Here is a 20676-nt window from a genome sequence, read left to right as displayed (position 1 = left end):
TCGAACTGCGGAAGGCAGAAAGTCCCAGCTCCCAGGCCACAACAGCGGCAACCGGGACGGTAGAGACGACTGGGAACTCAGGGGTTATTTCTTAGTCGCAGGTTCGCGGGCAGGTGGCCTCGCTGCAGGACCGGCTGGCCCGCGTGGTGGCCGCTCAGCGCGTCGCCGGGTCAGGCCGAGGCCCGGTGCGTTCTTCCCGGCCGGTCCGGTGGGAGAAGGACGAGGTCCTCATCGCTCACCAAGCCGAAGCTCAGGGCGTGTTGTACGAGCGTCCGGGCTCGCCATTCCGTTCCCTGCCGGCGTTGCCTGGTGTCAGCGTCGGGGTCGAGGTTGAGTTTCTGGATCAGGTAGGTGATGTGGAAGTTGACCGCGGAGGATGGGCAAGCTCCGGACGAGCGACCGCATCAGCACGTACCTCGGGCCGGTCCCCGCCGGCAAACGCCAGATCACCCTGCATCACCTGCTGACGCACACCGCAGGCTTGGTCGAAGGGCTCGGCGACGACTACGACGTACTGTCCCGCGACGACATGCTGGCCAGGGCGCTGGCATCCAGACCGCTGTCGGAGCCAGGAGCGGAATTCCACTACTCCAACGTGGGCTACAGCATGCTCGCCGCGATCGTCGAGAAGGTCTCCGGCTTGAGCTACGAGCGATTCCTGGCGACCTTCCTGTTCACTCCCGCGGACATGACCAGCACCGGGTACGTACTGCCCCAATGGAAGCCTGGCCAGGTCGCCGTGGAATACGACGCCAAGGGAAACAGCAAAGGCCGCCCGTACGAGCATCGGTGGGCGGCGGATGGCCCGTACTGGAACCTACGCGGCAACGGCGGCATGCTGTCCACCGCACGCGACATGTTCCGCTGGCATCACGCCCTGACCGGTGATGCCATCCTCTCGGCGAGCGCCAAAGCCGAGTTCTTCACCCCCCACGTACGGATCCCCGCCTCGCAGGAGTCGTACGCCTACGGCTGGAGCGTCCGCGACACCGACGACGGGCGGGTCGCCTGGCACGACGGCGGCAACTCCTGGTCACTGGCCGCCTACGTCAGATCCCTCCACGACGGCATCGTGGTGTTCTGGGTCAGCAACCACGCCTACCAGCAAGGGCGGTGGAACCTCGAAGACCGAGCGTCTGACCTGACGCTGGGCATCATGAACCGTACTCGCTCCGGCGCGGCCTGAAGATCGGGCAGAGTGACACGTCCGGTCCGGCCCGCAACTCCTCTTGCAACGACAAGCCATCACTCAGTGGATCAGTGGGTACGGCGGTGAGGTGCCAGAACCTCGGCGACTTTCTACGTCGGGCTGGGGGTGAAACCCCGTCAGGACAAGGGAAGCAGCACGGTGAAGCGAGCGCCTTCGCCGGGCGCCGTCCTGAGCTCGACGCGGCCGCCGTGGGCCTCCAGGATCGCGGCGGTAATGGCCAGGCCGAGCCCGGTGCCGCGAACGGGCGCTCGTCGTACTGGTCGACGGAGGTCGAGTCGATCACCGGCAGTACCGGCCCGTCCGCGGTGGCCGTGGCGAACAGCTCCGGCGTCCCGTCGGTGCGGAGCACCTGGATCGCGAAGTCCGTAGGCAGACCGTCAGACTTGCGCTCAAGGTCCTCCGGCGACGGCGACATCCCTCCCGGGCGACCCTCCACCCGTTCCGCGAGGTCTCCGAGCTGGTCGTCCATCCGGGCGATCATCGACGTGCGGAGCAGCACGACGCTCGCGATCCCGATGGTGCCCAGGCCGGCGGCGGCCAGCACCAGCAACACCATGACCAGGCGCGCCCGCAGTGTCCACGGTCTGCGCCACCGGTTCTGGCTCAACGCTCTTCCCCTGGCAACCGCAGTGAGTAGCCGACGCCTCGGATGGTGGGGATCAGCGGCGGTTCCACCGAGTCGATCTTGCGGCGCAGATAGCTGATGTACGACTCCACGATGCGGCCGTCCCCGCCGTAGTCGTAGCTCCACACCCGGTCGAGGATCTGCGCTTTGCTGACCACCCGCTCGGCGTCGACCATCAGGGCGTCGTTCGGCGGGCGGCAGGTCCCTGATTTTGGATGATGTACGGGCGAAGCCCGTGCCCTTGTGGTCGTTCGGGCAAGGTTTGTCTTAACCCCGGGCCCTTTACTTAGTAGATTTCCTAGGAGACCAGAAGGTTTCGTACGGTCGGCGCAGGGCGAACTCGCTCAGCTCCGCGGCCAAAGCCGTGCTGCCGTAACCGCGATCGGCCGGCACCTATCCGCGGGCGTTGCACCTCCGATGGCGTCATCACCTATTCGGCGATGGCCGACACCACCCCCGGACGCTCTTGCCGGGTTGGCCGTTGCTGCCTCGTCCGGCGTTCTTCGCGTCCCGGTCACCGTCAGCCGCCCTTGGGGCGGGTCCACGAGTCGTTCGCCGTCTTCGGCGCGAGCACGCTCGCAAGGCCGCGATCACCTTCTCCTGACGTTCTCCAGACATTCAGTCCACTGATCGCCCGCCGGGGCTCAGGCCGACGCCCTTCCACCACAGACTGACAGCCTCAGTGCGCCGGTAGTAGTGAAAAAGGTTGCCGCTGTCTGAGATGCCGAAGGGCTGTTCCCAGCCGATGGACCGCAACTGCTCAGGAGTAGAGCGGCTCCGTGGCCAAGACGTAGTCGTACACCGGGACGATCGCCGCCTGTGTCCGCCGTAGCAGCGAGGCGTGGCATTGGTCGCCACGATCACCTGTTGGGCGCTGATCGTGCCTTGTTCCGTGTGGAGGATGGTGCGGTCTGCTTGGCGTTCCATGCGGAGTATGCGGGTGTGCTCCGCGATGCGGACGCCGAGCGCCTCTGCGGCATCGGCCAGGCCTCACGCCAGCCACGCCGGATCCACGATCGCGGATTCGTCAGTGGTCAGTCGTCCGGCGAGATAGGTCGACGACTGCACCAGACCGCGGACTGTGTCGCGGTCGAGGAAGCCGGGCGTGTCCGGCCCGAAGTCAGCGACCTCGTGCTCGCGGGTCGCCACGGCGAGGATGCCCGACCGGACGAAGCCGCAGTCGATGCCGTACGTCTCGATGGTCTGCTTGTCCTGGGCGCTGCGGTGCATCTCCGCGACCGTCTCCCCCAGCCGGTCGAAGGGGAGGGTGCAGGTCACCAGGGATCGCCGGCTGCGCCAGTGGCGCGTGACGGTCGGCTCGCTCGGCTCCGGCCAGAGATCACCCCTTCTGCGCCGCGGCCTTCTTGTCCAGGGGGACGGTGGGCGGCGGCCACTGTGCGGCCGCCGCCCGGCCTGGTGGGTCATTCGGAGGAGAAGGCGGCGTCGAAAGCGGCGGCCGGTGGGGTGATGGCGTTGAGCGAGCGGATGTAGGCGAGGGATTCCGGCGCGCCGTGCAGCCGGTCCATGCCCGCGTCCTCCCACTCGATGGAGATCGGGCCGTCGTAGCCGATGTGGTTGAGCGCGCGGAAGCACGCCTCCCACGGCACGTCGCCCCGGCCTGTGGACACGAAGTCCCAGCCACGCCGGGGGTCGGCCCACACCAGGTGGGAGGCCAGACGGCCGCGCCGGCCGTCGCGGGTGGCCACCCGGGCGTCCTTGCAGTCCACGTGGTAGATCCGGTCGGCGAAGTCGAGGATGAAGTTCGCCGGGTCCAGGTCCTGCCACACCATGTGCGAGGGGTCCCAGTTCAGCCCGAAGGCCGGCCGGTGCCCGATGGCCTCCAGCGTCCGCACCGTGGTGTGGTAGTCGTAGGCGATCTCGCTCGGGTGCACCTCATGGGCGAAGCGCACCCCGACCTCGTCGAAGACGTCGAGGATCGGGTTCCACCGGTCGGCGAAGTCGGCGTAGCCCGCCTCGATCATCGACGGGGGCACCGGCGGGAACATCGCCAGCGTGTGCCAGATTGACGACCCGGTGAAGCCGACGACGGTCGTGACGCCGAGCGCGGCCGCCGCGCGGGCGGTGTTCTTGATCTCTTCGGCGGCGCGCCGCCGTACGCCTTCGGGTTCGCCGTCGCCCCAGATGCGGGCGGGCAGGATGCCCTTGTGGCGCTCGTCGATGGGGTGGTCGCAGACCGCCTGGCCGACCAGGTGGTTGGAGATCGTCCACACCCGGAGGTTGTACTTGGCCAGGGTCTCCTTCTTGCGTTCGATGTAGGAGTCGTCCGCGAGGGCCTTGTCGACCTCGAAGTGGTCGCCCCAGCAGGCGATCTCCAGGCCGTCGTAGCCCCATTCCGACGCCAGCCGGCAGACCTCCTCGAACGGCAGGTCCGCCCACTGCCCAGTGAACAACGTGACCGGCCTCGTCATGATCCCTCCACAGTGATGAAGCGGCTGTCCTCAGCCGCGCTCTGCTCGACGGCCGCCAGCACCCGCTGCACCCGCAGGCCGTCCTCGAAGGACGGTGTGGGGTCGGTGCCGGCGGCGATCGCCTCCAGGAAGTCCTTCGTCTCGTGGACGAAGGTGTGCTCGTACCCGAGGCCGTGGCCCGGCGGCCACCATGCCCCGGCGTACGGGTGGTCCGGCTCGGTGACCAGCACCCGCCGGAATCCGTGCTCGGCGCTGTCGATGGTGTGGTCGTGGAACCACAGGTCGTTCATCGACTCGAAGTCGAAAACCAGGCTGCCCAGGGCGCCGTTGATCTCGATGCGCAGCGCGTTCTTACGCCCGGCCGCGAAGCGGGTGGCCTCGAAGGAGGCCAGCCCGCCGCCGCTGAGCCGCCCGATGAACAGCGCCGCGTCGTCCACGGTGACCGCGCCCCTCCCGGTTCCGCCGCCGGCCGAGAGCCCGGCCGAACTGGCCGCCAGGGGACGCTCCTTGACGAAGGTCTCGGTCAGCGCAGTCACCCCGGTCAGCCGCTCACCGGTGATGAACTCGGCGACGTCGATGATGTGAGCGCCGATGTCGCCGAGGGCCCCGGAGCCGGCCTTGTCCTTCTGGAGCCGCCAGACCAGGGGAAACTCGGGGTCGACGATCCAATCCTGCAGATACTGCGCCCGTACGTGCCGGATCTCGCCGAACATGCCCTCTTCGACGAACCGCCGGGCCAGCGCGACGGCGGGCACGCGGCGGTAGTTGAAGGCGACCATGCTGCGCACGCCGCGCGCCGCCGCCTCCTTCGCCACCGCGGCCATGGCCTCGGCCTCGGCGACGGTGTTGGCGAGCGGTTTCTCGCAGATCACGTGCTTGCCTGCCGCCAGCGCCGCGACGGCGATCTCGGCGTGCGAGTCGCCGGGCGTGCAGATGTCGACGATCTGCACGTCGTCGCGGTCGAGGAGGCGCTTCCAGTCGGTCTCCGCGCCGGCCCACCCCAGCTTCTCGGCGGCCTGCGCGGTCGCCTCGGCGGATCTGCCGGCCACGGCCACCATCGAGGGTCTGAACGGCAGGTCGAAGAACGCGTCCACGCTGCGCCACGCCTGGGAGTGGGTACGGCCCATGAACGCGTAGCCGACCATGCCGATCCCGATGACAGGCCTCATGACTCGAACCCGAGGGGCAGGTACTGGGCGGCGTTGTCCTTGGTGATGGTCTCCGAAGCCAGGGTGATCGACTGCGGCACCTGCTGCTCCAGCAGGTCGCTCATGCCCTTGCCCTGGGCGATCAGCCGGGCGATCTTGATCGCCGAGGCGGCCATGGTGGGAGGATAGGTGACGGTGGCCTTCAGCACGCCGCTGTCGGCCTGGATGTCACGCATCGCGTTGGCCGAGCCCGCGCCGCCGACCATGAAGAACTCGTTGCGACCGGCCTCCTTGATCGCCGCCAGCACGCCGATGCCCTGGTCGTCGTCGTGGTTCCAGATCGCGTCGATCTTCTTGTGCGCCTGGAGCAGGTTGGCGGCCACCTGCGTTCCGGACTCCACCGTGAACTTGGCGTCCTGTTGCGCGGTCACCTTGAAGCCGTACGTCTTCAGCGCGTCGGCGAAGCCCTTGCTGCGGTCCTGGGTCAGCGGCAGCGTGGCGATGCCCTGGATCTCCAGGATGACCGGGTTGGAGACGCCCTTGTCCTTCAGCGTCTTGCCGATGTGGTGTCCGGCGGCCACACCCATGCCGTAGTTGTCCCCTCCGATCCAGGCCCGGTACGACAGCTTGTCCGGGAAGACGCGGTCCACGTTGACCACCGGGATGCCCGCGTCCATGGCCTGCCGGGCGACCTGGTTGAGCTGCTGGCCGTCGTTCGGCAGGATCACCAGCACGTTGACCTTCGCCTGGATCAGCGACTCCACCGCCGAGATCTGCTGGTTGATGTCGTTGGTCGGCTCGACCGGCTTGAATTCGACGTCGGTGTACTGCTTGGCCGCGTCCGCCGCGTTCTTGCTGATGGCGGCGATCCAGCCGTGGTCGGCGGCCGGGGCCGAGAAGCCGATGACGACCTTCTCGCCAGGGGCGTCGTTGCCGTCCTTGGCCGCGGGAGCGGCGGCGGGCGCGCTCGCCTGCTGGGTGGCGACCGGCTCGTTGCTGGTGCAGGCGCTGATGAGGGCACCCGCGCCGAGGGCGGCGCCGCTGAAGAGGAAACCGCGCCGGGCGACGTTCTTGTCCATGTCTTCTCTCCTTGCTGGAGCCGGAAGGCTTGCGATCCGGCCCTGGTGTCAGGTGTGTGTTTTGAGGCTTCGCCGCTGCAGCAGCACGGCGGCGACGATGATCGCGCCCTTGGCGATGAGCTGGTCGGCGGTGTTCAGGCCGTTCAGGATGAACAGGTTGGTGATCACCGTGAAGATCAGCAGACCGAGGATCGATCCGATGATCGTGCCCCGGCCGCCGCTGAGCAGCGTCCCGCCGATGATCACTGCGGCGATCGCGTCCAGCTCGTACAGGTCGCCGTGTGTGGACGATCCGGTCGTGGTCCTGGCCATGATCAGCACCGCGGCGATCCCGCAGCACAACCCCGACAGGGCGTACAACAGCAGCGTGTGCTTGCGCACGTCGATGCCGGCCAGGCGGGCGGCCTCGGGGTTGCCGCCCACCGCGTAGGTGCGCCGGCCGAACGTCGTGCGGTTGAGCACCAGCCAGCCGAACAGCACCACCAGCGCGAACACGTACACCAGCAGCGGCAGCCCGAGCACCCGCGTGGTCGACAGGCTCACGATCATCGAGTTGTCCTGCTGCACGAGCTGCGTGCGCTGGTTGGACATCCGCTGCGCCAGGCCGCGCCCGGCCACCATCATCGCCAGCGTCGCGATGAACGGCACCATCCGGCCGTAGGCGATCAAGATCCCGTTCAGCAGGCCCGCGCCGGTGCCCACCAGCACCGCGCACACGATCATCACGACCGGCCCGTAGGACTGGGTCGCCAGCGTGGTCGCCCATACCGACGCCAACGCCATCAGCGCGCCCACCGACAGATCGATGCCACCACCGATGATCACGAACGTCATGCCGACAGTGATCACCCCGATGGTCGAGGCCAGCGCCAGGATGCTCACCAAGTTGGAGGAGGTGGCGAAGTTCTCCGGCCTCGTCACCAATCCCACGATCGCCAGCAGTGTCAACGCCGCGACCAGCCCCAGATGCCGGACGTCACCCAGCCTGCCGAACCGCCCGAGCGGTCCCGCCGCCTTCAATCGCGGACCTGTCGGCGCGGCCCGATCAACCTCAGTCATGCGATGCTCCTTCGGTGGGGGGATTTGCCACATCGGATCCGGGCCTCTGTCCTGCGGAGACCATCACCAGGTCGAGCACCCGGTGCTCGTCCAGGTCCTCGGCCGGCGCCTCATGGACGATCCGGCCCTCGCGGATGACCAGCACGCGGTCGGCCAGGCCCAGCACCTCGGGCACCTCGCTGGACACCAGCAGCACACCGATGCCGTCGTCGGCCAGCTTGCGCACCAGCGCGTACAGCTCGGCCCGGGCACCGACGTCCACCCCACGCGTGGGCTCGTCCAGCAGCAGCAGCTTGCGGTCCTCGGCCAGCCAGCGTCCCAGCACCGCCTTCTGCTGGTTGCCGCCCGACAAGGTCCTGATCGGCCGGCGCGGATCGGGCGGGCGGATGTCCAGCGCCTGCGACAGCCGTTCGGCCTCGGCGAACTCGGTCCGGCGGTCGAGCCAGCCCAGCCACCGCGGCCTGGTGTAGCGGCTCAGGCTCGCCAGCGTGATGTTCTGCGCGACGGGGTGGTCCAGCAGCAACGCCTGCGCCTTGCGCTCCTCGGGGGCCAGGCCCATGCCCATCCGCACCGCGCGGGTCGTGCTGCCCGGCCGCACCGTCCGCCCATCGAGCACGACCCGGCCACCGGCCCGCCGCGCGCCGTAGATCGCCTCGATGATCTCGCTGCGGCCGGAGCCGACCAGGCCCGCCAGGCCGACGATCTCCCCGGTCCTGATGCTGAACGACACGTCCGCGAACCGGCCGGGCAGCGTCAGGTTCTCCACCCGCAGCACCTCGGGCCGCCCCTCGTGGGCTCCCCTGCCCGGCCGGGGCGGGAAGACGTACTCGACGTTGCGGCCGGTCATCAGCGCCACGATCTTCGAGGTCGGGGTGTCCTTGGCCGCCAGCCCCACCGCGACCGTGCGCCCGTCCTTGAGCACGGTGACTCGGTCGCCGATCTCGCGGATCTCCTCCAGCCGGTGGGAGATGTAGATCACCGCCACGCCCTGGGAGGTGAGGTCACGGATCACCCGGAACAGGTTGCCGACCTCGTCGTGGTCCAGCGCGGCCGACGGCTCGTCCATGATGATCACCCGGGCCGAGTGCGACAGCGCCCTGGCCATGCTGACGATCTGCTTGTGCGCCGGCGACAGCGAGCCCACCTCGGTGCGGGGGCGGATCTCGCCGTGCCCCAGCCGCTCGAGCAGCTCGGCCGTCGCCCTGTCGGCCTCGGCCCGGCGGGAGAACCCGAAGGTCGCCATCTCGTGGCCGAGGAAGATGTTCTCCGTCACGCTCAACCCGTCCACCAGGTCGAGTTCCTGGTAGATGGTGGCGATTCCGTGGCTCATCGCCGCGGTCGGCGGCGCCAGCCGTACGGGCGAGCCGTCGAGCAGCACCTCGCCCTCGTCGGGTTCGTGGGCACCGGAGAGGATCTTGATGAGCGTGGACTTCCCGGCGCCGTTCTGGCCGAGCAGGCAGTGCACCTCTCCGGCTCTGACCTCAAGGTTCACGCCGTCCAAGGCGCGCACGCCCGGGAACTGCTTGACGATTCCTCGCATCACGAGCAGCGATGACGAGTCGGACGGTGACCGCGGCACAGGGGCCTCCCTCGGTTACGGTGTGGCCGTGCCCACCTGATGGGCCCACCTGATGGCCCCGCCCGCCTGACGGCGCCGGTTGGCACCGCCGCGACGGCACCGAGGTCGGCGTAAACGGTGCCGGTGCGGCTCCGGGCGACCGATCAGGCGAGCGGGACGTTCTGGGTGGGGAAAGGGCACGGGAAAAGGGCACAGGGGTTTCCGCCCGCCTGGCCGCATGCCCCATGGCCGCGGCACGCGAGATGGGCGGGATGTGCCGAGGCGGTGCGGAACAGGACGGTCAGGCGGACGGGAGGTTCACGGAGCGGGCGGTAGATCGGAACCGCGTGCCGGCACGCGGGTCAGGCTGACTGTGGCGATCAAGCCATCGGGGTTCCCTCGATGACCCCGATGGTTGGAGACGTTCGGCTCGAGATGCTTGTGGGGTCGGACAGTGCTCGTTCGACGACGACTCCGGCCGCTCCGCGTGAGGCGGCGCCGAAGCCGAGGTCGGAGGCGACGAACCGGCAGCGCTCGACGGCGTCGCTCATGCCCAGGCGTGCCAGCGTCTGTTGCGCTGCGGGGATGATCAGGTCGGCGAGTCGCGCGAAGTACCCGCCCAGCACGATCACCCGTGGGTTGAAGAGGTTGACCAGCATGGCCGCCCCGATTCCGAGCCACCGGCCCACCTCCGCGGCGGCGGCGGCGACGCGGGGATCTCCTTCGGCCCGTCGGTGCTCGATCTCGGCCAGCCGCTCCTCCGGGTCACGGACGAGTTGCGGGCCCGTGCCGTACGCGCGGTCCGGTGTGGCCATGCGGACCAGCGCGGCCAGCCCGACTTTGGTCTCCCAGCAGCCGACCCGGCCGCAGCGGCACGACTCGCCGGAGGGATCGATCACGACGTGGCCGACCTCCCCCGCGAATCCGTCCGCTCCGCCCAGCAGCCGGCCGCCGGCGATGACGCCGCCGCCGATGCCCACCTCGCCTGTGAGGTAGACCAGGTCGGAGGTGCCCGCCGCGACGCCCGAGGTGTACTCGGCCAGGGCGGCGAGGTTGGCGTCGTTGTCCACCGCGACGGGGATGTCCGCGGCGATGTTCGCGTGGGACAGCCGCTCCGCCACCGCCACCCCGCGCCAGCCGAGGTTCGGGGCGACCACGACGGTGCCGGTGGTGGCGTCGATCAGGCCGGGGACGGCCACGATGATCCCGGCCGGCGTGATCCCGAGCCGGTCGAGGTCGGCGACGGTCCTCTCGGCCATGCGGGCCAGCTCGTCCAGCGAGCGTTCCGGGCTGGAGCCCATGGCGTCGAAACCGATGCGCCGGTCGATGATCACCCTGCCGGCCAGGTCGGTGGCGATCGCGGCGATGTAGTCGACGTTGACTTCCATGCCGAGGGCACCGACCCGGGAGCCGTCCAGGGCGAGCGCGACCCCCGGGCGGCCGACGGAGCCGGCGTGCTGCGGCCCCATCTCCTTGACCAGTCCGCGCGCCTGCAGCTCGCTCACCAGACTGGTGACGGTCGCCTTGTTCAGCCCGGTCGCGGCGGCGACGGCCGATCGGGTGCACGGGCCGCACGCGCTGACGTGACGCAGCACGAGGGCGAGGTTGGAACGGCGCACGGTGGCCTGATCCGCGGGAACTCCCGCGGACCCGCCGCGACTCATCGAGTCGGTCGCGTGGCCGTCGGCCCGGCTGTGGTCCACGCTCCTCCTCAATTAGTTCAGATGGCTAGCCGAATTAAAGGCACGACTTCCGGCGGGCACAAGTATTAAATCGTTCGTAACTTGCATAACGTTCCGATAACCAGAGCGAGAAACCTGGCCGAAGTGCACGGAAGCGAGCGATGCCAACTCGTTACGGACTTGAGGGGTGCGTGGTCCGACATCGCCGTGTTACAACCCTGATTAATTGATCTCGGAGACAAACAAAGGGGCAGGTGGTGCGGGTGACGTACAGACCGGCCCGCTCCCGCTCCCCTGGCGGCGCGGCGCCGACAGGTCCCGCCACGCTGCGCCGGGCAAACCTCTCGCTGGTGCTGCGCGAGCTGCGCGAGCACACATCCCTGTCCCGTGCCGAGATCGCACAGGCGACCGGGCTGCACCGGGCCACCGTCTCCAATCTCATGGCCGAACTCCTGGAACGGCGGCTGGTGCGGGAGGTCGGCGTCGAGCACGTGGGCGCGATCGGGCGTCCCAGACGGGCGGTGGCGCTGCACGGCGCGCACGTCGGAGCCCTGGGCATGGAGATCAACGTCGACTACATCGCGGTCCACGGCACCGACCTGAGCGGCCGGAGCCTGGTCGAGCGCCGGGTGGTCCACGACGCGATGGGCAGCGGCCCGGACAGCGCCGTGCGCCGGCTCGGGCTCGTGGCCAAGGAGGCCGTGGAGGCGATGCGGCGGGCCGGAGCGGTCCCGACCGGCATCGCGGTGGCCGTCCCCGGACTCGTGGACGTGACACGCGGCGTCGTGACACTCGCGCCGAACCTCCACTGGCGCGACCTGCCCCTGGCCGAGCAGCTGAGCTCCATACTCGGCCCGCGGAGCGTGCCGGTGTGGGTGGACAACGACGCGAACCTCGCCGCCCTGGCCGAATACACCTCCGGCGTCGCCGCCGGCACGCCCCACCTGGTCTATCTCACCGGAGAGGTGGGCGTGGGCGGCGGCATCATCTCAGGCGGCGAACTTCTGCGCGGAGCGGACGGATTCTCCGGCGAGGTCGGACATCTGCGGGTCGACCCCAACGGCGACCGATGCGGCTGTGGCCGCATCGGCTGCTGGGAGACCAAGGTCGGCCTGGCCGCGCTCGTACGCGCGGCCATGCCCGAACAGGCGTACGGGCTGCCCGGCATGCCGGTGCCCGATCCCGGCGAACGGGTGGCCGACATCGCCAGAGGCCTGGCCTCGGGCGACCGGCGGATGACGATGGCGGTGGCGCAGGTCGGCGAGTGGCTCGGGCTCGGCGGCTCGATCCTGGCCAACCTGTTCAACCCGCGGGTGATCGTCATCGGCGGCTACTTCGCCTCACTGGCCCAGTGGCTGCTGCCGCACGCACAAGATCAGCTGCGACGGCTCGTGGTGGCCGCTCCCGCCGCCGAGTGCCGATTCGTCGCCTCCACGCTCGGCTTCGGCGCCGCCTCCCGGGGCGCCGCGAGCATGGTGGTCAACCACATCATCGACGATCCGACGACAATCTTGGATTCACTCCGCAGGCCGGCACCTTACTGACGGCCCCACAGACCTGGAGACGGCACCCTCCAGCAACCCGCACCATCCGCTACCACCAAGTGGCAACAGCGCGGCGGCGCGCGCCTTGCCTGACGTCCCCCCGGTCAGGAAGGGTTTTCCATGTCACCACGTCCCCGAACATGGGCAGAGAGGCTGCTCAACGCGGTCCTGCCAGAAGGCGGACGACGCCCGAAACGTCGAACCGCCACCACGATGGCCTTAGCCCTCGTCGCCCCTTTCCTCACGCCCCTTGCAGCGCCCGTGAGCGCCGAGGCCGCCACGGCGGCGGAGCCCGCCTTCAAGGTGCTCGTCTTCTCGAAGACGACCGGATTCCGGCACGACTCGATCCCCGAGGGCATCGCGGCCGTGCAGAAGCTCGGCCAGGACAACAACTTCGCGGTCGACACGACCGAGGACAGCGCCCTGTTCACCGACCAGAACCTGGCGCAGTACCAGGCCGTGGTCTTCATGTCCACGACCGGTGACCCGCTGGGCACGCAGGAGCAGAAGGACGCCTTCCAGCGCTACATCCAGGGCGGCGGCGGCTTCGTGGGCGTCCACGCCGCCGCCGACAGCGGCTACAACTGGGCCTGGTACGGCAAGCTGGTCGGGGCGTACTTCAAGCAGCACCCGGCGATCCAGCAGGCCACGGTCAAGGTCGAGGACCCGGCGCACCCGGCGACCAAGGATCTCCCGACGACCTGGACCCGCACCGACGAATGGTACGACTACCAGGCGAACCCGCGTGGCACGGTCCACGTGCTGACGTCGATGGACGAGAAGTCCTACACCGGCGCCACGATGGGCGCCGACCACCCGAACACGTGGTGTCAGGACTTCGACGGCGGCCGTTCGTGGTACACCGGGCTCGGTCACCTCAAGGAGAACTACAGCGAGCCCAACTTCCTGAAGCTGCTGCTCGGCGGCATCCAGACCGCCTCCGGCGCGGTCAAGGCCGACTGCTCGGCCTCGCAGAGCTCCAGCTTCGAGAAGGTCACCCTCGACGACAACACGTCGAACCCGATGATGGTGGACGTCGCCAAGGACGGCCGGGTCTTCTACATCGACCGACTCGGCGAGGTCAAGATCATCAAGCCGGCCGGCGGCACGGTGACGGCGGCGAAGCTGAGCGTCTTCACCGCCAACGAGAGCGGCCTGCTCGGCATGGCGCTCGACCCCGGCTTCGACTCGAACCACTGGGTGTATCTCTACTACTCGCCCACCGGGACGAACGTCGACCGGCTGAGCAGGTTCACCGTCACCGGTGACACCCTGGACCTGTCGAGCGAGAAGAAGATCCTCGACGTCCCGGTGCAGCGGGCCGAGTGCTGCCACCACGGCGGCGGCATGGTGGTGGACCCCAAGACCGGCAATCTGTGGCTGGGCACGGGTGACAACACCAACCCGTTCGCCTCCGACGGCTACGCGCCGCTCGACGAGCAGTCCGGGCGCGCCAGCTGGGACTCCCAGCGTACTGCCGGCAACACCAACAGCCTGAGCGGCAAGCTGCTGCGGATCCACCCCGAGGCCGACGGCACCTACACCATCCCGTCCGGCAACCTGTTCGCGCCGGGCACGGCGAAGACCAAGCCGGAGATCTACGGCATGGGCCTGCGCAACCCGTTCCGCATGGGTCTCGACCCCAAGACGGGCAACATCATGCTCGGTGAGTATGGTCCCGACGCGAACGCGGCGAGCTCCACCCGGGGTCCGCAGAACACGGTCGAGTGGAACCTCGTCACGAAGCCTGGCAACTTCGGCTGGCCGTACTGCATCGGCAACAACACCCCGTATGTCGACTACAACTTCGCCACCAAGCAGTCGGGGTCGCCGTTCAACTGTGCCGCGCCGGTCAACGACTCGCCGAACAACGACGGCCTGACCAGCCTGCCGCCGGTGATCCCGGCGACGATCTGGTACCACTACGCGGCCGACCCGCAGAACTTCCCGGAGCTGAACGGTGGCGCGCCGATGGGCGGCCCGGTCTACCGCTCCGACCCGAACCTGCAGTCGGACGTGAAGTGGCCGGCGTACTGGGACGGCAAGGCCATCTTCGGTGAGTGGAACAACGACAAGGTGTGGTCGTTCCAGCTCAACGAGAACGGCAGCAAGGTCGTCGAGATGAACCCGATCCTCGGCTCCCTGTCGTTCAAGAAGCCGATGGACATGAAGTTCGGTCCCGACGGCGCGCTGTACATGATCGAGTGGGGCTCCGGCTTCGGCGGCGACAACGCCGACTCCGGCATCTACCGCATTGCGTACACCAAGGGCACCCGACCGCCGATCGCCCGTGCCACGGCGGACAAGACCAACGGGCCCCTGCCGCTGGCGGTCACGTTCTCCAGCGAGGGCAGCCGGGACCCGGAGGGCAAGACGCTCACCTACGCCTGGGACCTCGACGGTGACGGGGACACCGACTCCACCGACCCCAACCCCACCTTCACCTATGAGAAGGGGGGCGATTACAGCGTGGTCCTGACCGTCAAGACCCCCGACGGCAAGACCGCCACCGCCAGCGTGTCGATCAGCGCGGGCAACACCCGTCCCACCGTCAAGGTGGACGTTCCGCCGAACGGCGCCTTCTTCGAGTTCGGCGACCAGGTGAAGTTCAAGGTCACCGTCACCGACGCCGAGGACGGCACGATCGACTGCGACAAGGTCAAGATCCAGGCGATCCTCGGCCACGACAGCCACGGGCACCCGCTCGACCAGCTCAAGGGCTGTGAGGGCACCCTGCAGACCCAGCAGGCGGGCCACGGCGAGTACGACAACCTCTTCTACGCCATCGAGGCCAGCTACACCGACGGGGGCGCCAATGGTGCCGGACCGCTGACCGGGCGGGGCCAGATCATCCTGGAGCCCAAGCGCAAGCAGGCCGAGCACTTCGCGCAGACCGGCCGGGTGGCCGACGGCAAGGGCACCGACGCCGCGGGCGTCCAGGCGGAGACCACGACCGACACCCAGGGCGGCAACCAGCACATCGCGTTCGTCCAGGACGGCGACTGGTGGTCGTTCGACCCGGTGAACCTGTCGAACGTCACCGCGATCCGGCTCCGGGCCTCCTCGGGCGGAGCCGGCGGAACCGTACAGGTCCGGGCGGGCAACCCCGAGACCGGCGCTCTGGTCGGCTCGGTCGACGTGCCGCCCACCGGCGGCTGGCAGACGTTCACCGACGTCACTCTCGACCTGACCAGCCCACCGACCGAGAGCGGACCGCTGTACTTCGTCGTGCGCAAGCCGGCGAGCGCGGCCGACAACGCCTACCTGGCCAACTTCAACTGGGTCGACTTCGTCGGCAAGGGCGCCACGGACAACGAGCGTCCGGCCGTGACCGCGACGGCGACCCCGGCGACGGGCGTCGCCCCGCTGAAGGTCGGCTTCAAGGCGACGGCCACCGACCCCGAAGGCGACCCGATCACCTACAAGTGGAACTTCGGGGTGACCGGCGCGCCGGAGCCCACCACGGCCGAGGCGAGCTACACCTACACCGCGCCGGGCAACTACACGGCCGTGGTGACCGTGACCGACGACAAGGGCGCGTCGGCCACCGCCCAGGTCCCGGTCAAGGTGGACGCGGCGGCCACGGTGTGCTTCGCCGGCCGTTCCGACAACTTCCTGGGCAGCCAGCTCGACCGTGACCGCTGGTCGGTCATCCGGGAGAACCAGGACCTCAAGGTCGCGGACGGCAAGCTCGTGATCCCGACCTCGACCACCGACATCTACAGCACGGGCGGCAACACGCCGAACATCGTCGTGCAGCCGGCGCCATCGGGTGCGTGGACCGCCACCGCCAAGCTCACGCTGGACGCGCGTGACGCGTACCAGCAGGCGGGCCTGATCATCTACGGCGACGACGACAACTACGCCAAGATGGTGCTGCAGGCGCGCTCGACCTCGGGTTCCAACCACGCCAGCCGTATCTTCCAGTTCATCCGGGAGGAGAACGGCACCCCGAACGAGGTGTCGCAGAGCAACACGGCCAACCTCGGGGACTCCTACCCCGACACGGTGTACGTGCGGTTCGTCAGCGACGGCACCAACATCACCGCCCACTACTCCTCGGACGGCACCACGTTCACCGCGATGCCGCAGACCAAGCCGCTCGCCGGGATCGCCAACCCCAAGATCGGCCTGATCTCGCTGGCCGGGGCCAACCACCCGGTGGTGGATGCGTCCTTCGACTGGTTCCACATCACGCCGGACGACAAGGCGACGGCGCCGGACCCGGACGACGAGTTCGAGGGCACCGCGCTCGACTCCTGCCGCTGGAACGCGGTCGTGCGCCCCGACGCCACGGCGGCGCGCGTCGGCAACGGCAAGCTGGAGCTCGACACCACGACCGGTGACATCTACGGGACCGGCAACAGCGGCCCGAAGAACTTCATCCTGCAGACGGCGCCGAGCGGCGACTGGACGCTGGAGACCAAGGTGGACGCCTCGGCGCTCACCGAGCAGTACCAGCAGGGCGGCCTCATGGTGTACACCGGCGACGACGACTACGTGAAGCTCGACTTCCTCACCACCAACTCGGCAGGCTCGACGGTGGCGCGGAGCATCGAACTGCGCAGCGAGGCCGGCGGCACCGTGCAGAACCCGCAGCCGCAAGTGAACAACCTCACCGGCGGCGTGTGGTGGCTGCGGCTGAGGAAGGCGGGCACCACCTACACCGGCTCCTACTCCTCCGACGGCCGGACCTGGACGGATCTCTCCGCGACGGTGGAGAACGCCGCGGTGGCCACCGGCGCGAAGGTCGGCGTGTACACCATCGGCACCAACCAGTCGGCGTCGAAGACGGTCACGTTCGACTACTTCCACCTGACCAAGGCAGGCTCGGACGAGGACGAGACCGCGCCCGTGACGACGGCGACGACCGATCCGGAGCAGCCGGCGGGCGGCACGTTCACCGGTCCGGTGTCGGTCACGCTGAAGGCCACCGACGAGGACGGCGGCAGCGGGGTCGACAAGACCGAGTACCAGCTCGACGGGGGTGACTGGACCGCCTACACCGGACCGGTCACCGTGACCGGCGACGGGCAGCACGGGCTGAAATACCGCTCGGCCGACAAGGCGGGCAACGTCGAAGAGGCCAAGACGCTGACGCTGACGATCTCGGCGTCCGCGCCGCAGGTCAAGCTGACGGTCTCCGCCTCGTCCCGCTGCATCGGCACCTCGGCGTACGTGGCCGTCACGGCCGTCAACGGCTCGGACGTGCCGGCGACGGTGACGCTGACCACCCCGTTCGGTTCGAAGACCGTGGCCGACGTGGCCCCGGGCAAGCAGGCGTACCAGTCCTTCAACAGCCGGGCCGGGCAGATCGACGCGGGCACGGTGACCGTGAAGGGGACCGCGACGATCGGCGGCGGGCAGGTCACCTCGTCGTACGACGCCGCCTACCCGGCGCTCAGCTGCCGCTGACCGCCGACAGCAGAACCGGGGCCGGCCGGCCGAGCAGCCGACCGGCCCCACCCCCTCAATGGAGCGAACACATGAAAATGCACAGGACTACACAGATACTCGCCGCGGCGATGCTCGGTGTCGCGCTCGCCGCCGCCGGCGTCGGCGTGGCCGGTCCCGCGGTGGCGGACGACGACCCCGACAACGGCATCGACGTGTCGGTGACGATCGAGCCGAACACCACTCCCGGTGAGGTGTCCATGACCGTCGCCGACAACGGCGGAGTGGCCCTGCAGGAGGACGGTTCCAACGCCGCGGCCCGCCAGTTCGTCGGCACCCTGCCGACGGTCACGGTGACCGACAGCCGCCGGCCCGAGGACATCCCCGCCGGTGACTTCTGGGCGGTCGTCGGCCAGGCCAGCGAGTTCACCGCGACGAGCGGTTCGGCGCCGCCGATCGGCCCGCAGTACCTGGGCTGGCGGCCGCGCCTGCTGAGCGACTCCTCCTCCGGTGCGGTGGAGGCCGGTGAGCCCGTCTCCAGCGTCATCTCGGACGGCTCGGGAGCGCCCACCGTCGGTCTGCAGGGGCAGGAGCTGCTGGTGTCGACGGCGAACTCCGCCGACGAGATCGGCACCTGGCAGGTCAACGCCGGCCTCGCGCTGCGCACTCCCGCCGACGTCGCCGCCGGCGAGTACCACTCGACTCTGACGCTCTCCCTCTTCAACCAGTCCTGAACCCGGAGGCAGGACGCCATCGCCCGCTGTGGGCGTCCGGGACCTGTGCCGGCCTGGCGCAGGTCCCGGACGACCACGATGAGACTGGAGACACCTCTGTTGACCACAAGCCGTTCGCGAGACGCCCTCGCCCGCCTCGCCGTCTTACCCGCCGTCGGCGTCGCCCTGCTGGTCGCCGTCCTGGTCACCACGGTCGCGTTCGCGACCCCGTCCGACGCCGACACCACCTGGTCGGTCGTTCCGGCCAACGCCGACGGCCCTGACGGCCGCAGCGTCATCGAGCTCGAACTCGCCGGCGGGCAGCAGGTGGTCGAGCATGTGGCGGTCATCAACCGCTCCACTCAGCCGGTCGACTTCGCGATCGACGCCAACGACGGCTACCTGACCTCCAAGGGCTACTTCGACATGCGGCCCTCGGACGCGAAACCGACCGACGGCGGCTCCTGGATAGCGGTCCCCGAGAAGGTGACCATCGCCGCCGGGGCCACCTCCGTCGTGCCGGTGACGGTGTCGATCCCCCAGAACGCGACGCCGGGCGATCACCCCGCAGGTGTGACCGCGTCCCTGGAGACCGTCTCCGGTCAGGTACGGGTCCAGAACCGGGTGGGCGTCCGCCTGGACATCCGCGTCACCGGCGACTATGTGGCCAAGGTGGCGGTAACCGACGTGCAAGCCGAGTACACGGGATCGTGGAATCCCTTCGCCGCCGGATCCGTCGAGGTGACCTACACCGTGGCCAACGTCGGCAACGTCCGGCTGGTCGCGGACAACCGGGTCCTGACGTCCACGTTCGTGGGCGAGAGCAACTGGAGTGACCCGTCCGCGGCCAAGGCCAGGGAGCTCATGCCGGGCGGCAGCCGCACGTTCGTCGCACGGGTGCCCGGCGCCTGGCCGCTGGGTCCCATCGGCACGACGGTCACGGTGATCCCCTCGCCCGCGGGCAAGACGATCGCGGGCGTCACCGCCCAGCGGATGGCGATCGACACCACGGTCTGGGCCCTGCCATGGCCGCAGCTCGCCCTCCTCGTCCTCCTCATCCTCGCCCCCTTCGCCATCCGGCTGGTCGCCGCCTGGCGCCGCAAGCGCATCGAGAAGCTGATCATGCTCCACGGCAAAGGCACGCCTCAGGAGGCGTGAGCGTCATCGACATCCGGGGTCTGACCGGACCGGCCCGCGCCGCCGCCATGGATCTGGCCGTACGGCAACGCGCCGACGCGCTCTTCACCTGGTCGATCGGAGCCACCGCTCTCGACGCCGTGAACATCGACGCGGGCCACAGCCACCAGCACGTGTTCCTACCGACATCACCCGGCGAAGGGGCGCTCACCCCCGACACCGAACCCGAGGGGAGTCACGACTCGTGAACAAGGCACCGGCATACGTCCTCACCGTCCTGCTGGCCGGGCTCATGCTGGTGCTCGGCGCACCGGCGGCCTCCGCCCACGGCGGGCCGATCAAGCTGGAGGTGACGGGAGACGGCGCCGACAACGTCAACGTGCTGGTCACCTACAAAAAGGACGACCATCCCGTAACGGAGATCGTCGAGGCCACGCTGAAGGCGACCTCGGCAGACGGCCGGTCCTTCGGGCCGGTGCCGCTCAGGTCGGCGCCCGAGGGCCAGAACCTCTACCACTCCGCCGAGCCGCTGCCGAGCGGCGAGTGGCGGGTCACCGTGACCGCGACCGAGCCCTCCAAGGCGAAAGCGACGGTGAAGGTGAAGGCGGGCGTTGTCGCCGCCTCCCCCGTGGCGGCGACCGCCCCCGCACCGGGCCAGGCGACAGGCCAGGCGACAGGCCAGGCGACGGGGCCCGCGCGGAACAAGGCCGCCGCGCCGGCGACCGTGATGGACGACCAAGGTGCGATGGGGACCCCCCTCAAGATCGGCATCATCGTCCTCGTGGCGCTCGTCGCCCTCGCGGCCTGGATCGCCCTCGCCTGGCGGCACCGCATGGGCGTCCGGCGCTGAAGTCGGCCGGCCGGGGATTGGCGAATACAACAGGAGGGCGCAACCGACCAGGACCTCGCCGGTGCGCGCGTCGAAGTTCTCCGCGAAACCGGACTGCTCGCACAGCCGCCGGCGCCAAGGCCGAGCACCCGAGGACCGGGCTCGAGCGCCGAGCGCATCGCAGCGTGCGCGTGGTCCGGACGGTGCTCGGCGTACACAGCGGTCCGCGGGTGAGGCTGCCAGCGGGGTCTGCCATTTCCGCCCCCTGC

Annotated in this window: 16 protein-coding genes and 1 pseudogene; 7 read left to right on the top strand and 10 right to left on the bottom strand. The window is 69.3% G+C overall.

Annotated features, from left to right (window positions below; translation table 11 throughout):
- The first annotated feature begins 376 nt into the window (after window positions 1-376).
- A complete protein-coding gene (locus tag ACIHFD_RS64405) occupies window positions 377-1186 on the top strand; it encodes a serine hydrolase domain-containing protein (protein ID WP_397375366.1) in 810 nt (269 codons plus the stop codon).
- A 140-nt stretch (window positions 1187-1326) separates the two neighbouring features.
- Here ACIHFD_RS64405 and ACIHFD_RS64400 read toward each other — a convergent pair whose 3' ends face one another.
- The 10 genes and pseudogenes from ACIHFD_RS64400 to ACIHFD_RS64355 all read right to left on the bottom strand — a co-directional run bounded on the left by ACIHFD_RS64400 (window position 1327) and on the right by ACIHFD_RS64355 (window position 10811).
- Entirely contained in the window at window positions 1327-1410 is an 84-nt protein-coding gene (locus ACIHFD_RS64400) for a hypothetical protein (RefSeq protein ID WP_397375368.1), read from the bottom strand.
- A gap of 403 nt (window positions 1411-1813) precedes the next feature.
- Window positions 1814-2011, bottom strand: a pseudogene (locus ACIHFD_RS64395) (helix-turn-helix domain-containing protein); the annotation flags it as partial.
- Between the two features lie 442 nt (window positions 2012-2453).
- Window positions 2454-2822, bottom strand: a complete 369-nt coding sequence (locus ACIHFD_RS64390) for a hypothetical protein (RefSeq protein ID WP_397375367.1) — start codon at window positions 2820-2822, stop codon at window positions 2454-2456.
- A gap of 3 nt (window positions 2823-2825) precedes the next feature.
- The gene (locus ACIHFD_RS64385) at window positions 2826-3113 is read right to left on the bottom strand and encodes a hypothetical protein (RefSeq protein ID WP_397375365.1); all 288 of its coding nucleotides are present in this window, start codon (window positions 3111-3113) and stop codon (window positions 2826-2828) included.
- 143 nt (window positions 3114-3256) lie between these two features.
- Window positions 3257-4264: a sugar phosphate isomerase/epimerase family protein gene (locus ACIHFD_RS64380; RefSeq protein ID WP_397375364.1), complete on the bottom strand. Its 1008-nt coding sequence runs from the start codon at window positions 4262-4264 to the stop codon at window positions 3257-3259.
- Window positions 4261-5433 carry a Gfo/Idh/MocA family protein gene (locus ACIHFD_RS64375; RefSeq protein WP_397375363.1) on the bottom strand — a complete coding sequence of 391 codons (1173 nt, stop codon included), beginning with the start codon at window positions 5431-5433 and terminating at the stop codon, window positions 4261-4263. The genes ACIHFD_RS64380 and ACIHFD_RS64375 overlap by 4 nt, the downstream gene beginning before the upstream one ends.
- On the bottom strand, window positions 5430-6491 hold the full coding sequence (locus ACIHFD_RS64370; protein ID WP_360689368.1) for an ABC transporter substrate-binding protein: 1062 nt from the start codon (window positions 6489-6491) through the stop codon (window positions 5430-5432). Before ACIHFD_RS64370 ends, ACIHFD_RS64375 begins: the two co-directional genes overlap by 4 nt.
- A gap of 48 nt (window positions 6492-6539) precedes the next feature.
- Complete coding sequence (locus ACIHFD_RS64365; protein ID WP_397375362.1) at window positions 6540-7550, bottom strand: ABC transporter permease; 1011 nt, start codon at window positions 7548-7550, stop codon at window positions 6540-6542.
- Window positions 7543-9129, bottom strand: coding sequence for a sugar ABC transporter ATP-binding protein (locus ACIHFD_RS64360; RefSeq protein WP_397375361.1), 1587 nt, complete (start codon window positions 9127-9129; stop codon window positions 7543-7545). The genes ACIHFD_RS64365 and ACIHFD_RS64360 overlap by 8 nt, the downstream gene beginning before the upstream one ends.
- A 359-nt stretch (window positions 9130-9488) precedes the next feature.
- The gene (locus tag ACIHFD_RS64355; RefSeq protein ID WP_397375360.1) at window positions 9489-10811 is read right to left on the bottom strand and encodes an ROK family protein; all 1323 of its coding nucleotides are present in this window, start codon (window positions 10809-10811) and stop codon (window positions 9489-9491) included.
- A 242-nt stretch (window positions 10812-11053) separates the two neighbouring features.
- Between ACIHFD_RS64355 and ACIHFD_RS64350 the strand changes: the two genes are divergently transcribed.
- The 6 genes from ACIHFD_RS64350 to ACIHFD_RS64325 all read left to right on the top strand — a co-directional run bounded on the left by ACIHFD_RS64350 (window position 11054) and on the right by ACIHFD_RS64325 (window position 20428).
- A complete protein-coding gene (locus ACIHFD_RS64350; protein ID WP_397375359.1) occupies window positions 11054-12334 on the top strand; it encodes an ROK family protein in 1281 nt (426 codons plus the stop codon).
- Window positions 12335-12595: 261 nt separating this feature from the next.
- Window positions 12596-17749, top strand: a complete 5154-nt coding sequence (locus ACIHFD_RS64345; RefSeq protein WP_397375358.1) for a ThuA domain-containing protein — start codon at window positions 12596-12598, stop codon at window positions 17747-17749.
- A gap of 71 nt (window positions 17750-17820) precedes the next feature.
- Complete coding sequence (locus ACIHFD_RS64340) at window positions 17821-18462, top strand: hypothetical protein (protein WP_397375357.1); 642 nt, start codon at window positions 17821-17823, stop codon at window positions 18460-18462.
- 99 nt (window positions 18463-18561) lie between these two features.
- Entirely contained in the window at window positions 18562-19599 is a 1038-nt protein-coding gene (locus tag ACIHFD_RS64335) for a hypothetical protein (protein ID WP_397375356.1), read from the top strand.
- On the top strand, window positions 19596-19826 hold the full coding sequence (locus ACIHFD_RS64330; RefSeq protein ID WP_397375355.1) for a hypothetical protein: 231 nt from the start codon (window positions 19596-19598) through the stop codon (window positions 19824-19826). The genes ACIHFD_RS64335 and ACIHFD_RS64330 overlap by 4 nt, the downstream gene beginning before the upstream one ends.
- The gene (locus tag ACIHFD_RS64325; protein ID WP_397375354.1) at window positions 19823-20428 is read left to right on the top strand and encodes a hypothetical protein; all 606 of its coding nucleotides are present in this window, start codon (window positions 19823-19825) and stop codon (window positions 20426-20428) included. Before ACIHFD_RS64330 ends, ACIHFD_RS64325 begins: the two co-directional genes overlap by 4 nt.
- Window positions 20429-20676 lie beyond the last annotated feature (248 nt).

Source organism: Nonomuraea sp. NPDC051941 (assembly GCF_044593615.1).
Note: the sequence above shows the minus strand (reverse complement) of the source record. Positions and strands in the feature narration are given on the sequence as shown.

Excerpts from the sequence above, each read along its gene's own strand:
- ACIHFD_RS64405 (WP_397375366.1), top strand. The coding sequence starts at position 377 with ATGGGCAAGCTCCGGACGAGCGACCGCATCAGCACGTACCTCGGGCCG.
- ACIHFD_RS64380 (WP_397375364.1), bottom strand. The coding sequence starts at position 4,264 with ATGACGAGGCCGGTCACGTTGTTCACTGGGCAGTGGGCGGACCTGCCG.
- ACIHFD_RS64375 (WP_397375363.1), bottom strand. The coding sequence starts at position 5,433 with ATGAGGCCTGTCATCGGGATCGGCATGGTCGGCTACGCGTTCATGGGC.
- ACIHFD_RS64370 (WP_360689368.1), bottom strand. The coding sequence starts at position 6,491 with ATGGACAAGAACGTCGCCCGGCGCGGTTTCCTCTTCAGCGGCGCCGCC.
- ACIHFD_RS64365 (WP_397375362.1), bottom strand. The coding sequence starts at position 7,550 with ATGACTGAGGTTGATCGGGCCGCGCCGACAGGTCCGCGATTGAAGGCG.
- ACIHFD_RS64340 (WP_397375357.1), top strand. The coding sequence starts at position 17,821 with ATGAAAATGCACAGGACTACACAGATACTCGCCGCGGCGATGCTCGGT.